13 protein-coding genes are annotated in these 14,717 nt (G+C 73.9%); 2 read left to right on the top strand and 11 right to left on the bottom strand.

The window, feature by feature from the left end; translation table 11 throughout:
- Window positions 1-4: 4 nt before the first annotated feature.
- Window positions 5-457: a YchJ family protein gene (locus OIE69_RS06920; RefSeq protein ID WP_392567473.1), complete on the bottom strand. Its 453-nt coding sequence runs from the start codon at window positions 455-457 to the stop codon at window positions 5-7.
- Window positions 458-566: 109 nt separating this feature from the next.
- Between OIE69_RS06920 and OIE69_RS06915 the strand changes: the two genes are divergently transcribed.
- Entirely contained in the window at window positions 567-1,457 is an 891-nt protein-coding gene (locus tag OIE69_RS06915) for an ATP-grasp domain-containing protein (protein ID WP_326571051.1), read from the top strand.
- A 3-nt stretch (window positions 1,458-1,460) separates the two neighbouring features.
- Here OIE69_RS06915 and OIE69_RS06910 read toward each other — a convergent pair whose 3' ends face one another.
- The 7 genes from OIE69_RS06910 to OIE69_RS06880 form a co-directional block, all read right to left on the bottom strand.
- Window positions 1,461-2,222 (bottom strand): uracil-DNA glycosylase, encoded by a 762-nt coding sequence (locus OIE69_RS06910; protein ID WP_326571050.1) that lies wholly within the window; start codon window positions 2,220-2,222, stop codon window positions 1,461-1,463.
- A 121-nt stretch (window positions 2,223-2,343) separates the two neighbouring features.
- Complete coding sequence (locus tag OIE69_RS06905) at window positions 2,344-4,593, bottom strand: MMPL family transporter (RefSeq protein ID WP_326571049.1); 2,250 nt, start codon at window positions 4,591-4,593, stop codon at window positions 2,344-2,346.
- 48 nt (window positions 4,594-4,641) lie between these two features.
- Window positions 4,642-5,277 (bottom strand): TetR/AcrR family transcriptional regulator, encoded by a 636-nt coding sequence (locus tag OIE69_RS06900; RefSeq protein ID WP_326571048.1) that lies wholly within the window; start codon window positions 5,275-5,277, stop codon window positions 4,642-4,644.
- A gap of 126 nt (window positions 5,278-5,403) precedes the next feature.
- Complete coding sequence (locus tag OIE69_RS06895; protein WP_326571047.1) at window positions 5,404-6,555, bottom strand: spore photoproduct lyase family protein; 1,152 nt, start codon at window positions 6,553-6,555, stop codon at window positions 5,404-5,406.
- Window positions 6,556-6,591: 36 nt separating this feature from the next.
- Window positions 6,592-7,959: a cytochrome P450 gene (locus OIE69_RS06890; RefSeq protein WP_326571046.1), complete on the bottom strand. Its 1,368-nt coding sequence runs from the start codon at window positions 7,957-7,959 to the stop codon at window positions 6,592-6,594.
- A gap of 595 nt (window positions 7,960-8,554) precedes the next feature.
- Entirely contained in the window at window positions 8,555-9,364 is an 810-nt protein-coding gene (locus tag OIE69_RS06885; protein WP_326571045.1) for a DUF3152 domain-containing protein, read from the bottom strand.
- Between the two features lie 355 nt (window positions 9,365-9,719).
- Window positions 9,720-10,430, bottom strand: coding sequence for a TetR/AcrR family transcriptional regulator (locus tag OIE69_RS06880; RefSeq protein WP_326571044.1), 711 nt, complete (start codon window positions 10,428-10,430; stop codon window positions 9,720-9,722).
- Window positions 10,431-10,547: 117 nt separating this feature from the next.
- On the opposite strand from OIE69_RS06880, the gene OIE69_RS06875 reads away from it, so the two are divergent.
- Complete coding sequence (locus OIE69_RS06875; protein WP_326571043.1) at window positions 10,548-11,768, top strand: saccharopine dehydrogenase family protein; 1,221 nt, start codon at window positions 10,548-10,550, stop codon at window positions 11,766-11,768.
- Here the strand turns inward: OIE69_RS06875 and tgmB are convergent.
- The 3 genes from tgmB to OIE69_RS06860 form a co-directional block, all read right to left on the bottom strand.
- Window positions 11,735-12,691 (bottom strand): ATP-grasp ribosomal peptide maturase, encoded by a 957-nt coding sequence (gene tgmB / locus OIE69_RS06870; RefSeq protein WP_326571042.1) that lies wholly within the window; start codon window positions 12,689-12,691, stop codon window positions 11,735-11,737. The genes OIE69_RS06875 and tgmB overlap by 34 nt on opposite strands.
- 15 nt (window positions 12,692-12,706) lie before the next feature.
- Window positions 12,707-12,898, bottom strand: a complete 192-nt coding sequence (gene tgmA, locus OIE69_RS06865) for a putative ATP-grasp-modified RiPP (RefSeq protein ID WP_018562451.1) — start codon at window positions 12,896-12,898, stop codon at window positions 12,707-12,709.
- A gap of 243 nt (window positions 12,899-13,141) precedes the next feature.
- A complete protein-coding gene (locus OIE69_RS06860; protein WP_326571041.1) occupies window positions 13,142-14,629 on the bottom strand; it encodes a cryptochrome/photolyase family protein in 1,488 nt (495 codons plus the stop codon).
- Window positions 14,630-14,717: the final 88 nt, after the last annotated feature.

Below are 14,717 nucleotides of genomic sequence, written 5' to 3'. Positions count from 1 at the left end.
GAGCTCAGGGCAGGGGCGCCACGTAGACCCAGGCGCCGTCGTGGCGGACGAAGCGGCTGTTCTCCTCCATCACGTCGTGCTCGCCGCGCAGGCCGTAGTGCGCGCGGAAGGCGACGGTGCCCTCGCTGTGGAAGGCGCTGCCGTCGGTGGTGGCGCCGATCTCCAGCCGTTCCCAGCGCACGTGGTGGTCGAGGTCCAGCTCCGCGGGCCGGGTCTCCGGGTGCCAGGTGCGCAGCACGTACGCCGCGTCGTGCACCGCGTAGGCGCTGTAGCGGGACCGCATCAGGGCCTCGGCGGTGGGGGCGGCGGCGTGGCCCGAGTGGTACCGGCCGCAGCAGTCGCCGTACGTGGCGGGCAGCCCGCAGGGGCAGGGCGCGCCGGGGGAGTGCGGCAGGGGACGGGTGCGGGGGCGCGGGGCGGAACGGCGGCCGGGGCGGGACTTGGGCATGCCGCCCATTGTGCACCGCCGCCGCGGACGCGCCCGCAGGCCCCGTGACCTCAGGCGATGCCGCCCGGGTAGCCTGCGGGACGGCAAGATCTCCGCCCGACCGACCCGAGGAGCCCCCGTGCCGCAGCCGAGGATCGCCCTGGTGACGACCGCGCACCTCCCGGAGGGCACCGTCGATCGCGACCTGCCCCTGCTGCGGGACGCCGTCGCCGCCGCGGGCGCCGAGGCCGCGGTCGTGAACTGGAACGACCCCGGCGTCGCATGGGCCGGGTTCGACCTGGCGCTCATACGCTCGACCTGGGACTACACCTGGCGCACCGGCGAGTTCCTGGCCTGGGCCGACCGCTGCGGTGCCGCGACCACCCTGCTCAACCCGCCCGCGGTCGTGCGCTGGAACTCCGACAAGCGCTATCTGGGCGAGCTGGCCTCCCTCGGCGTTCCCGCGGTCGCCACCCGCTACCTGCCGCCGGGCGGCGGCACCGACGGGCTGCCCGCCGTCCACGAGTTCGTGGTCAAGCCCGCGGCGGGCGCGGGCGCCCGCTACGCCGCGCGCTACCGCCCCGGGCAGCACGAGGAGGCGCGGGCGCACGTGGCGCGGATGCACGACGAGGGCATCACCGCGATGGTCCAGCCCTACATGCCGCGGATCGACACCAGCGGCGAGCGCGCCCTGGTCTTCCTCGGCGGCCGCTTCCTGCACGCCATCGCCAAGAACGCCGTGCTCTCGCCGGACACGCGCTACGACCAGCGCAAGGTCGCCCATCCCGGAGTGCGCCCCTGGACCCCGACGGAGGCCGAACTGGCCGCCGCGGAGCGGGCACTGGCCGCCGTCCCCGGCAGGCCGGAGCTGCTCTACGCCCGGGTGGACCTGGTTGACGCTGAGGACGGCACGCCGCGCGTGATGGAGCTGGAGCTCATCGAGCCCAACCTGTTCCTCAAGGACCACCCGGACTCGCTGCCCGAGGTCGCCGGCGCGATCGTGCGCGCCGCGGGCCGCGCCGCGGGCTGAGCCTCAGCGGGTCACCGGCAGTCCGGCCCGCTCGGCGGCCGCCGCCAGGACCTCGCGCAGCATGGCGGGGGTGAGCCGCCCGGTGAAGGTGTTCTGCTGGCTGACGTGGTAGCAGCCGTACAGGTGCAGCGGCGGCTCCCCTTCCGCGGGGGCCGCCAGCTCCACGTGCGCGCCGTGCCCGAAGCGCGGCAGCGGCCGCGGCAGCCGGTACCCGGCGCCGCCGAGCACGGGCAGCAGCGCCTGCCAGCCGAACGCGCCGAGGACGACGATGGCGCGCAGCGTGGGCCGCAGCAGCTCCAGTTCCCGCACCAGCCACGGGCGGCAGGTCAGCCGCTCCTGCGGGGTGGGCTTGTTGTCGGGCGGCGCGCAGTGGACGGGCGCGGTCACCCGCACCCCGTACAGCTCCAGGCCGTCGCCGCGTTCCGTGGAGGTGGGCTGGGAGGCGAGGCCGACGGCGTGCAGGGCCTCGAACAGCACGTCGCCGGAGCGGTCGCCGGTGAACATCCGGCCGGTGCGGTTGCCGCCGTGCGCGGCGGGGGCCAGACCGACCAGGGCCAGCGCGGCGTCCGGCGGGCCGAAGCCCGGCACCGGACGGGCCCAGTACTCCCACCCCGCGTAGGCGCGGCGCCGGACCCGGGCGGTCTCCTCGCGCCAGTCGACCAGCCGCGGGCAGGCCCGGCAACCGGTCAGCCGCTCGTCGAGCACGGCGAGGTCCCGCGCCCCGGGCGCGGCGAGGGCGGGGAAGTCCGCCGATTCCTGCTGCACCTGCGTGCCGTCCCTTCGCGGCCGGTACGGCGCTCGTACGGCCCGCCCCCACGCTACCCAGCCCCCGGCCCCGCCGCAGGGGGCGACGGGGCCGGGGCACGCGGTGGGGGCGTACGCGGGGTCAGGCGCGGGCCGGCTCCGGCTCGGCCGCCGGACCCGACGCCTCGACCTCGTCCGCCGCGTCGGAGGGGCGCAGCAGCTCGCCCTCGACGTCGACGTTCGGCAGGATGCGGTCCAGCCAGGACGGCAGCCACCAGGCCCGCCGGCCCAGCAGCGCCAGCACCGCGGGGACGATGGCCATCCGCACGACGAAGGCGTCGAAGAAGACGGCCGTCGCCAGGCCGAAGCCGATCGACTTGATCATCGCCTCGTGGGATCCGATGAAGCCGGCGAAGACGGCGATCATGATGACCGCGGCGGCCGTGACGACCCGGGCACTGTGCCGGAAGCCGGTGACGATGGCCTGCCCGGGCCGTTCCCCGTGGACATGTGCCTCGCGGATGCGCGTGACCAGGAAGACCTCGTAGTCCATGGCGAGACCGAAGACCACGCCCACCAGGAAGATCGGCATCATCGACATGATCGGGCCGGTCTGCTCGACCCCCAGCAGTGAACCGAGCCAGCCCCACTGGAAGACCGCGACGACCGCGCCGAGTGCCGCCATCACCGAGAGCAGGAAGCCGAGGGCGGCCTTCAGCGGGACGAGGACCGAGCGGAACACCACGATCAGCAGCAGGAAGGCGAGGCCGACGACGAGCGCCAGGTAGGGCAGCATCGCGTCGGTGAGCTTCTGGGAGGTGTCGATGTTGAGCGCCGTGGTGCCGGTGACGGAGACCTCGGCGCCGGTGCGGTCCGTGATCCCGCCGCCCGCGGCGCGGATCGCGCCGACCAGTTCCTCGGTCTCGCCGCTGCTCGGCTTGGACGCGGGGACCACGGTGATGATCGCGGTGTCCCCGGCCTTGTTGAAGGTCGCCGGGGTCACGGCCGCCACGTCGTCGAGGCCCTTGAGGTCCGCGGCGACGTCCCGGACCGCGCCCCGGGGGTCGTCGGTGCCCCTGGCGTCGGTGACCACGACGAGCGGGCCGTTGAAACCGGGGCCGAAGCCCTCCGAGAGCAGGTCGTACGCCCGGCGCTGGGTCGTCGAGGCGGGCTGCGACCCGTCGTCGCCGAGGCCGAGTTCGATCGAGCCGGCGGGCACGGCCACCGCGCCGAGTGCCGCGACGCAGAGCAGCAGGACGGCGACGGGGCGCCGGATGACGAACCGGGCCCAGCGGGTGCCCATGTTGGGGCGCTCCGCGCGGGGCACGCGGTGGGCGTGGTGCCGGGCGTCCCCTCCGCGGCGGCGGAAGAGGCCGGCGGCGTTCGCGGGACGGACGCGCTTGCCCGCGAAGCCGATCAGCGCGGGCACGAGGGTGAGGGCGATGAGGACGGCGATGACGACCGTGCCGGCGGCGGCCACGCCCATCTTCGTCAGCATCGGGATGTCGACGACGGACAGGCCCACCAGCGCGATCACGACCGTGAGCCCGGCGAAGACCACCGCGGAGCCCGCGGTGCCGACGGCGCGTCCGGCCGCCTCCTCGCCCTGCCGCCCCTCGGCGAGTTCGGCGCGGAAGCGGGAGACGATGAACAGGGCGTAGTCGATGCCAACGGCCAGGCCGATCATCATGGCCAGGATCGAGGTGGTGGACCCCAGGTCGAGGGTGCTCGCGAGCGCGGTGATGGAGCTGACGCCGATCCCGACGCCGATCAGTGCCGTGACCAGGGGCAGTCCGGCGGAGACCAGGGAGCCGAAGGTGATCACCAGCACGACGGCGGCGACGGCGATGCCGATCACCTCGGTGGCCCCGGTCTCCGGCGCCGTCTGGAGCGCGTCACCGCCGATCTCCACGGTCAGCCCGCTGTCGCGGGCGTGCGCGGCCGCGGTCTCCAGGGCCTCGCGGGAGGAGTCCCGCAGTTCCATGCCGGGGACGTCGTACGCCACCCTCGCGTAGGCGATCGTCCGGTCCTTGCTCACCGCCCCGGCCGTGTACGGGTCGTCGACGGAGGCGACTTCGGCGCCCTGCCGCAGTTCGCCCACGACCTTCCGGACGGCCTTCTTGTTGGCGCGTTCCGTCATCTTCTCGCCGGCGGGGGCCTTGAAGACCACACGTGCGGTCGCGCCGTCGGCGCCGGCGCCGGGGAAGCGCTCGTCGAGGAGGTCGAAGGCCTTCTGGGACTCGGTGCCGGGCACGGAGAAGGACGAACTGCCCGCGGCGGGCGCGTTGGCGGCGCCGACACCGGCGAGGGCGAGCAGCGCCACCCAGATCAGGACGACGAAGTGCCGTCGCCGGAAGGCGAACCGGCCGGTCCGGTAGAGGAATGTGGCCACGGGGTGTACTCCCTGTCGGGTTCGAGGGGCGGTGGAGGACGGTCGCCGTCAGGGAGCGGACGCGGCGGCGGGGTCGGAGGCGGGGTCGGTACGGAGGCCGAGCGCGGGCAGGATCACCGCGTCGAGGAAGGCCAGCAGGTAGGCACGGGTGGGCGGCAGGTCCTCGAGCACGTTCCGGGTGAAGAAGGCGCCCAGCAGCATCTGCAGGAGGTAGGGGAGCGCCGGGTCGTCCGCCCGGACCTCTCCGCGGTCGACGGCGCGCCGCAGCAGGGTGTCCAGGCCGGAGCGCTCCGGCTGGATCATGACCTCGTGCAGTGCGTGCATCAGGTCGGGGTTGCCGTGCAGGGCCATGGCCAGGCCGCGCATGAGGGCGCAGTCGCGTTCCAGCTGCCGGTCGTCGTCGAGGGTCAGCAGGGCGCGCAGGTCGCCGCGGAGGCTCCCGGTGTCGATGTCCCCGGGGCCGACGGGCCTCCCGTGGCGCAGGGCCGTGGCGACCAGCGCGGCCTTGCCGCCCCACTGGCGGTACAGGGTGGCCTTGCTGCAGTGGCCGCGGGCGGCTACGGCGTCCATGGTCAGGGCCTCGTAGCCGACCTCGCGGAGCAGGTCGAGCGTGCTCGCGTGGACCGCGGCCTCGCGTTCCGCGGTGAGGCGGCTGCCGCGACGGGTGGTGACCGGTGCGGTCATGGACCCTCTCCGTCCTGAACGAAACGGTTTCGTACTCGTCAGAGCATAGAGTCGGGCTCATCGAAACGAAACGGTTTCGTACGTGGGCTGCATCACGCCGTGGACGGGAACTTCCGCAGCGGACCCTCAGAAGGCGTAGCGGACGCGGAGCCAGGGTGCGTGCTCCGCGGCGAGCGCCAGCAGCCGGCGTACGGACGCCGCCTTCTCCGCCGCGCGGTATCGCACGTTGAGGTCCCCGTTCTGCGAACGCTTGGGCTCCTGCAGCGCGGGGCGCCACAGCAGTTCCTCGGCCCGGGGGTGCCAGCCCAGGTTGACCTCGTGCAGCCCGGCGTTGTGGGTGAGCATGATCACCTCGGCCGCGGCCTGGGTCTTCACCGCCGCCGGAAGGACGTCGTCCAGGTGCCGGAACAACTCCGCCCACGCGTCCTGCCAGCCGGGGCGCACCACGACCGGCGACAGGTTGAAGTGCACCTCGTACCCGGCCTCGAGGAAGTCGCCCGCGGCGGCGATCCGTTCGGCCACCGGGCTGGTCCTGACGTCCAGCAGCCGGGAGTCCTCGGGCGGCATCAGCGAGAAGCGGACCCTCGTGCGTCCGCGGGGGTCGAGCCGCAGCAGGTCGGGGTTGACGAACTTGGTCGCGAAGGACGCCTTCGCCGTGGGCCACCGCCGGAACGCCGACACGAGGTCGGCGGTGTTGTCGCAGATCAGGGCGTCCACCGAGCAGTCGCCGTTCTCGCCGACGTCGTACACCCACGCCAGCGGGTCGCACTGGTTGGCCTCGGGCTTGCGGCCCTGCTCGGCGACGTGCCGGGCGATGCGGCCGACGATCCGGTCGATGTTGGTGAAGGTGGTGACCGGGTTGGCGTAGCCCTTGCGGCGCGGGACGTAGCAGTAGGCGCAGGCCATGGCGCAGCCGTTGGAGGCGCCGGGCGCGATCCAGTCGGCGGAACGGCCGTTGGGGCGGACGGTCAGCGTCTGCCTCACCCCGAGGACCAGGGTCCGCGTCTTCACCCGCACCCAGCGCGCCGCGTTGCCCTCGTTGCCGTGCAGACCCGGGATCCGCCAGTGCGACGGCACCTCGACGACTTCGGCGTCCGGGAAGCGGGCGAGGATCTCCCGCCCCCGCGGGGAGGCGGCCGCCGTCGGCTCGGCGTACACGGTGCGGACGTCCAGCAGCCGTGCGGCGGCGGGGGAGTCGCGGAAGGACGCGCCGCCCGCCGCCTTGCGCGGAGGCAGGACGTCGTCGAGCGGGAACAGCCCGTCGGGTTCCGATGCCATCGTCGCGACCCTACCCGCACGGGCGGGGCGGCCCGCTCAGACGGCGCGCAGCGTCGCGGTCACCTCCCGGCCCGGCTGCAGGGTCAGGCCCGGGCGCGGGGGGATCTCGCCGGGGTCGACGTCGACGTGGAAGCGCCGGGCCAGGGTGGCCAGCACCAGCACCGCCTCCACCATTGCGAAGCGGGCGCCCAGGCAGGCCCGCGCGCCGCCGCCGAAGGGGAACCAGGCGTGGTCCGGCAGCGCGGCCGCCTCCTCGCCCTCCCACCGCTCGGGCCGGAACTCCCCGGGTGCGGGGAACCAGCGCGCGTCGCGGTGCGCGCTCCACTGGCTGGACCACAGCACCGTCCCCTCGGGGACCGGCCGCCCGTCGAGCACGGAGTCCTCCTTGGCGATGCCGGTCATCAGCCACACGGGAGGGTAGAGCCGCAACGTCTCCTTGACGACCTGCTCGGTCCAGCGCAGTTCCTTGAGGTCGTCGAAGCGCGGGTCGCGGTCGCCCAGCACCCGGGTGAGCTCGTCGGTGAGCCGGTCGCGCGCGGCGGGGTTTCGCGCGAGCAGGTACCAGGCCCAGGTGAGGGTGGTGCCGGTGGTCTCGTGGCCGCCGATGTAGAGCGTGACCGCCTCGTCCCGGACCTCCCGGTCGGTGAGCGGGCGGCCCTCCTCGTCGACGGCCGAGAGCAGCCGGCTCAGCAGGTCGTCGCGCTCCTTGCCGCCGCGCCGCCGGGCGGAGGTGACCCGGGCCACCTCCGCGTCGACGACCCGGACCGCCGCCTTGAGCCGCCTGCGGCCCGGCGTCGGAACCCACGGCGGCAGGAACAGCGTGACGCCCCGGAACTCGTCGCCGATGGCGCGCTGGGCGACGTCCATCGCCCGGCCGATCACGTCCTCCCGTCCCGCCGTGTCGGCGCCGAACAGGGTCCGCACCGCGATCCGCTGGGTGAGGGCCAGCATCTCCCGCCGTACGTCGATGTGCCGGCCCGCGCGCCAGCGTTCCGCGGTGGCCGCCGCGCTCTCCGCCATCGTGGCCGCGTACGACCGGACCTGACGGGGGCGGACGGCGGGCTGCACCAGAGCCCGCTTGCGGCGCCATGCGGGACCCTCGCTGGTGACCACGCCCTCCCCGAGCACCAGCTTGAAGGCCCAGCCGAGCTCGGGATGGCGGAAGACGGTCTCGACGCCGGTCAGCAGTTCGCCGATGTGCTCCGGCCGGGACAGGAACAGCGCACGCTGCGGGCCGAGCCGCCAGCGCACGAGGTCGCCGTGCCCGCGCAGCGTGACGAAGAAGGCGAGCGGGTCGCGGGCGAAGGCGGGCAGACTGCCGATCAGCGGCAGTCCGCGCGGTCCGGGGACGGGCAGGACGTCCGCAGCGGCGTCCTCGGGCTGTGCGGTGGTCTCCGCGGGCATGTCGTCCTGTCCTCGGGCTCGACGGCGGGGGCACGGGCAGAGCGGTCCGCACCCCAGCAAAGCGGCGCGGCGCCCCGTGCGCCAGAGGGCGTCGGGGCGCGGACGACGCCCGGGCCTTCGGCGGACTCGACCGGGCGGAACCCCTGGGCACCACAGGTCCGTGTCCGCGACTCCCGGGGACCGGCCCGGGCGGTGGCCTCTCACGGGACACGTGCAGCGGCAGGCCGGTGCCCGTCCGGTCGGGCCGGGGGGCGTGGGGTGGCGGCGCAGCACGGCGCGGTGCGGCTTGGCCCGCGTGAGCCGCCCCGGAGTTCGCACCACGCAGAAGGAGACGACCCGCTCCGTCGGGCGACCGCACGTGCGGGGTCGGCCGTGGCGGCGCCTGGGCCTGGGCGCGTGGAGCGGCGTGCTCACGCTCGGCGGGTCAGGGACCAGGGAGGCGTGAGGAGGGGCGGGCTCTGGCAGGGCACCGGGGCGAGGCGGGTTTCCGTCACCGCGAGCCCGCCCACCGGCGCCGGCCCGGTGAGGGGGTCGCGCCTCGGCGGCCGCTCGGCGTTATCGGGCGGAAGGCCGCGGAGCCGAGACGGCCGGGCCGTCACGGGACGGCGGGGCCGGTGATCGCGCGGCCGTGGCGGTCGAACGGCCAGGCGTTGGGGGTGCAGCCGTGGAGGCCCTTGATCTGCTGCATCATCGCCGGGGCGGGGCGCCCGGGGCCGGGGCAGCCACGATGGCCGCGGCCGAGACGGTGCCCGACCTCGTGGTTGATGATCAGGGCGCGGTACTCGGCCGGGCGGCCCTTGTAGTACGGGCTCAGCAGCACCCAGCGCTTGAGGTTGACCACGACGTCCTTGCCGCCGCTGCAGTTCACCTCGCCGCCGGTGTCCAGGCCGTACACCGCGCACAGCGCGTCCGTGGTGTCCGGGGTGGCCAGGCGCACGAGGAAGTCGTACGGCGGCGTGTCGACGCGCCGGAAGGCGGCGCCGGCCGTCGTCCAGCCGCGCTTGTCGGCGAGTATGCGGTCGACCTCCGCGGCCACCGAGGCGGCGGAGAACCCGGTGCCGTCCTCGACCTCCACGCCGTACCGCAGCAGGGTGCCGTGCCCGATGGTCCGCGAGGTGCCGGGGGCCTTGGTGAACCTGCCGTCGCCGTGTTCCGGCACCCGGGTCGGGGTCGGCTTCGGCGTAGCGCTGGGGGCCGGCGTGGGCGCCCGGGACGGCACGGCGGGGGCGGCCGGTCCGTGCTGGGCGGCCGCGGGGACCGCCCGCTCGTGGGCGTTCCGCTCGGTCAGCACCGAGCCCAGACCCACCGCGAGGACCGCGAGGACGGCGAGGACCGCGAGGCGCGGCACCAGCACCCGCCACCTGGGCTTCGTCCCGGGGCGTCGGTTCGTCCGGGGGTGTTTCATACGTCGTACTCCGTACTGCTGCGCGTGAACCGGCGGTGGGCGCCGGACCTCACGCTCCTTTCAGGCGTGCGTGTTCATGCCGGGCGGGCAACGCGACGGTGACCGTCAGCCCGCCCCCCCCGTAAGGGGTTCCTCTCCATCGAGGACACGATGACGGCCTTGGTCATCTCGTTCGGGAGGGGGGACACTGCCGCAGTCCCTCGGCTGTCGCGTCCGCGAGCATCTCCTCGTCCTCCACGACCAGCACCCGCACGTCCACCAGCCTCTCTCGCCTCGCCCCGTGCCGTGACCCGCGCAGGTCACGGGCGGGTCAGGCCTCCAGTATGCGGAGGCGAGGTGAACGGGAGACGAGCCCTCAGTCGTCCCGCGACGCCGCCAGCCGCGCCGTGGCGCTGTCGAGCAGCATGTCGAGGGCGGTGGGGTAGGCGCTGCGGTTCATGCGGGCGACCAGCAGGCCGGCGGTGGCCGCGATGTGCGGATGGGTCCGTGCCGGCAGCCGCGCGTACGTCTCCCGCCACACGTCCCGGTCGGCGGCGCGGGCGGCCTCGGGGAGGGCCAGGGTCGCCGCGTCCAGCGCGGCGAAGGCCAGGGCCTGGTCGATGAAGGCCTGGTAGATCGCGACCGCGGCGGGGTCGGGGAACCCGGCGGTGCGCAGGATGCCCAGGACCGCCTCGTCGGCCGCCGTCTCGTGGGCGCGCCCGGAGACCCGGCTGGCGGTGAGCACCGCCGCCTGCGGGTGGGCGAGGTACGCGGTGTGGATGCGCAGCCCCAGGCCGCGCAGGTCGGTGCGCCAGACGCCGGTGGACTCCCAGCCCTCCATCGCCCGGCCCATCAGGTCGTCCGCGATGGCCAGGGTGAGGTCGTCCATGCCGCGGAAGTAGCGGTACAGCGTGCTCGGGTCGGCACCGAGCGCGATGCCCAGCCGCCGTACGGTCAGCCCGGCCGATCCGTGCTCGTGCAGCATGCGCAGCGCGGTGTCGACGATCAGCCGGTGCGAGAGCACCGCCCCGTTCCTGGTGGGGCGGCGGCGCCGGCGTCCCGCCTCCTGCACGACCCTCTTGGGCACGAGTCCCTCCCTTCCCGCCGCGTCGAGCTTATGCCAACACCATTGACCATACGTCGCGGGACGGCGTTTCATCCCTGGGCAGAGGCGCCTCCGCCTCGGAACGGAGACTTGTCAGCCATGCGTGTACTGCTTGTGGGGGCCGGCGGGGTGGGTACCGCGATCACCCGGATCGCCGCCCGTCGCTCGTTCTTCGAGGCCATGGTCGTCGCCGACCGGGACCTCGCCCGCGCCGAGGCCGCCGTGGCGGCCGTGGACGACGGGACCGGCCGGTTCTCCGCCGCTCCCGTCGACGCCTCCGACGAGGCCGCGGTCACCGCGCTGCTCACCGAGCGGCGCTGCGACGTCCTGCTCAACGCCACCGACCCGCGCTTCGTGATGCCCCTGTTCGGCGCCGCCCTCGCCGCCGGCGCCGACTACCTCGACATGGCGATGTCGCTGTCCCGCCCGCACCCGGAGCGCCCCTATGAGGAGTGCGGGGTCAAGCTCGGCGACGCCCAGTTCGAGCGGGCCGCCGAGTGGGAGAAGGCCGGACGGCTGGCCCTGGTCGGGATGGGCGTGGAGCCGGGCCTGTCGGACGTCTTCGCCCGCTACGCCGCCGACGAGCTGTTCGACACGATCGAGGAGATCGGGGTGCGCGACGGTGCGAACCTCACCGTCGACGGCTACGACTTCGCGCCGTCGTTCAGCATCTGGACCACCATCGAGGAGTGCCTCAACCCGCCGGTGGTGTACGAGGCCGGACGCGGCTGGTTCACGACCGAGCCCTTCAGCGAGCCGGAGGTCTTCGACTTCCCCGAGGGCATCGGGCCCGTCGGTTGCGTGAACATCGAGCACGAGGAGGTGCTGCTGATGCCGCGCTGGGTCGACGCCGGACGCGTGACCTTCAAGTACGGCCTGGGGGAGGAGTTCATCGGCACCCTCAGGACCCTCCACCAGCTCGGCCTGGACCGCACCGGACCCGTCACGGTGCAGAGCGACCGGGGGGCGGTCCGGGTGAGCCCGCGGGACGTCGTGGCGGCCTGCCTGCCCGACCCGGCGACGCTGGGCGAGCGCATGCACGGCAAGACGTGCGCCGGAACGTGGGTGAAGGGGACGAAGGACGGCCGGGCGCGCGAGGTGTACCTGTACCACGTCGTCGACAACCAGTGGTCGATGCGCGAGTACGGCTCGCAGGCCGTCGTCTGGCAGACGGCCGTCAACCCCGTCGTGGCCCTGGAGCTGATGGCCGCGGGCACCTGGGCGGGCAGCGGCGTCCTCGGCCCCGAGGCCCTGGCCCCGCGTCCCTTCCTCGACCTGCTGACCTCCTACGGCTCCCCGTGGGGTGTGCGCGAATCCTGACAGCCGGCCAGCCAGTCGGCGATGGCCGCGGTGATGGGCTGCCCCGTCGCCAGCTCGACGAAGCCGAACTGGCCGCCCTGGTTGCACTCGAGGAACCACCAGGTCCCGTCGGTGTCCTCGGCGAAGTCGAAGGCGCCGTAGGCGAGTCCGGCCGCGGCCATGTACTCCCGCACCGAGCGCGCGATGCGCACCGGTGGCTCCACGGGCTCCCAGTCGGCGTCCTCGGGGCTGCCGAACCGGCCGTCGACCTGGTCGGGACCGGACTTCTTGCGGGCCGCGAACAACCCCGTCCCCACGCAGGTCAGGCGGATGTCGGCGGCCTTGGGTATGTACTGCTGCAGCAGCGTCGGCCCCGCCGCGACCGCGGAGAAGTCGGCGTCCGGGGCGACCAGCGTGGTCGGCAGCGCCATCGGCGGATCGCCCGGGTGCGTGCCGGAGACCGACTTGACCACCAGCTGCGGATGCTGCTCGGCGAACTCCCGTGCCGCCTGGGGGAAGGTGGTGATGAGCGTGGCGGGGACCGCGAACCCCGAGTGGTGCGCGGTGAACAACTGCCATGGCTTGTAACGGGCCTGCGCCGCGGCGGCCGGGTGGTTCATCCACCGGGCCCGCACGCAGCGCAGCGCCCCGTACAGCGCCGCGCCGGCCTCGGCGGTCAGCCACTCGGACTGCTCCGCCGCGCCGGCGCCGGGTGTGCCGGGTCTTCGGATCCAAATGGAGCGCACGCTGTCCATGCTCACCATGCGCTCCTGGACCGACAGGTACCCGCGTACGTCACCGCGTACGTACTCGGCGGACATGGAGACCTCGCCGGGCAGGTCCGCAGGGTCCAGGCGGACCACCGGCGTCCCGCGGTCGTGCAGCGCCGCCACCACCAGGTCGGCTGTCACGTCCTCGGGTGAGGTGAGGATCAGGACGGTCATGGGGGTTCGGGGTACTCAGTCGTCGAAGTGCGTCTTGGAGCCGGCGGTGGAGACGGTGGCGGCCGTGGCGAGCAGCAGCGCGCGGTCGGTGATGACGGGGCGTCCGTCGGGGAGCACGTTCAGCTGCAGGGCGGAATCGTAGGTGTACGGCGCTACAAATGTTTCGGGTGTGGCCGGCCGGGCATGAATCAGCGCGAACGGTCGCATGGCTTCTCCTCACTTCTCCTGCGCGTCGGGCAGCAACCAGCTCCAGTGCCCAACTGCGGCCCTACGTATGAGACTCACGTGGTGCCCCGAACCGTTCCCTGTAACTGGTGTGACGCAGGTAACTATACGTGCCTGAAGTGCATTGAGTTCGCTACTCAGAGTGACGAAGTGACTCTCTTTCGTAGATATCGCCAGGGGGCACCTGTCTACGGGTACCCGCTGCACGCCCGGGGTTGCGCACCGTCACGGAGTCCGTCGCCCGCGTTCCTCCTCCAGCGCCAGCACCTCGGGCAGGTTTCCCAGCCGCTCCAGGCCCCGAACCGCCCTCGCCGTACGGTGGTTGGCGGCGAGCAGATCCCGGTGCCGGTGCACGAAGGCCCAGTAGCCGGTGGTGTACGGGCAGGCGCGCTCACCCGTCCGTTCGGCGGGCCGGTAGGCGCAGCCGTCGCACAGGTCGCTCATGCGGTGGATGTAGGCGCCCGCCGAGGTGTACGGCTTGGTCGTCATCAGCCCGCCGTCCGCGTACTGGGACATCCCGACCACGTTCGGCGCCATCACCCAGTCGTGGCCGTCGACGAAGCAGCGGTGGAACCAGTCGGTCAACTCGGCCGGGTCCCAGCCGTGTTGGAGCGCGTGGCTGCCCAGCACCATCAGCCGGGGGATGTGGTGGGTCCACCCCGTGTCGCGGACCTGGGCCAGCACCGTCGACAGGCAGCGCGCCCGCACCGCGTCCGCGTCCAGTTCCAGGAACCAGCGCGGCAGCCGCGTGTGGTGGCGCAGTTCGTTGCGGTGCCGGTAGTCCGCGCCGAAGTGCCAGTACAACTGCTGTACGTACTCCCGCCATCCGGCGATCTGCCGGACGAAGCCCTCCACGCTGTTCAGCGGCGCGTCACCGGAGCGCAACGCGCGCTCCGCCCGCTCGACGCACTCGGCGGGGTGCAACAGCCCCAGGTTCAGGGGGGCGGAGAGCAGGCTGTGGCTCATCACCGGGTCCCCGGCGAGCATGGCGTCCTCGTACCGCCCGAACTCCGGCAAGCGGTGCGCGACGAAGGAGCGCAGCGCCGACAGGGCCTCGCGCCGGGTCACGGGGAACAGCCGGGGGCCGTCGCGGCCGACGAAGCGGACCCGCCCCTCGCGTTCCCAGCGGTCCAGGTCGCGCCGGACCTCCTCGTCGATCTCGTCCTCGTGCGGCCGCCAGGGCGGCGGTACCCCGAGGTCGTCCCGGTCGCGCGGCGGCGGCTCCCGGTTGTCGTGGTCCAGGTTCCAGCGGCCGCCGGCCGGTTCGCCGCCGTCCATCAGCAGGTCGTGGGAGCGGCGCACCCAGCGGTAGAAGTCCTCCAGCCGCAGGCGTGCCCCGCCGCGGTCCTCGAGCCAGCCGGTGAACTCCTCGCGCGACACCAGGAATCCGCGGTCCGGCAGGACCTCGACCCGGTCCATCGACTCCACCAGCCGCAGCGCGGCCCGCGAGCTCGGCCGGCACGCCGTCACCTGTGCGCCGCCCGCCGCCTCGCGCAGCCCCTCGCGATAGGTGCCGGCCCGCACGTAGCGCACACGGTCGCCGAGTTCCGCCGCCCGGTGCCGCATCGCGGACAGCACGAGGTGGGCCTTGGCCCGGTGCGAGCGGCGCCGGGCGAACGCCGAGCGCGCCTCGATCATCACCACGGGCACGCCGGGGTCGAGGAAGTGCGGCCCCAGCTGGTCGCCGAAGAGCCAGTGCAGACGTGGCGCCATGTGGGCGTACCTCCCGTGCGACGTGGGGCGGGCGTCCGGGATGTACCGGATGTCCCGGGCGGGGGACATCCTTCATCACGGCGGCCCC

The organism is Actinacidiphila glaucinigra (genome assembly GCF_035918135.1).
In the GTDB taxonomy this organism is placed as follows: domain Bacteria; phylum Actinomycetota; class Actinomycetes; order Streptomycetales; family Streptomycetaceae; genus Actinacidiphila; species Actinacidiphila glaucinigra.
The sequence above is the reverse complement of the archived record's forward strand: the minus strand, read 5'-3'. Positions and strand labels throughout refer to the sequence as shown.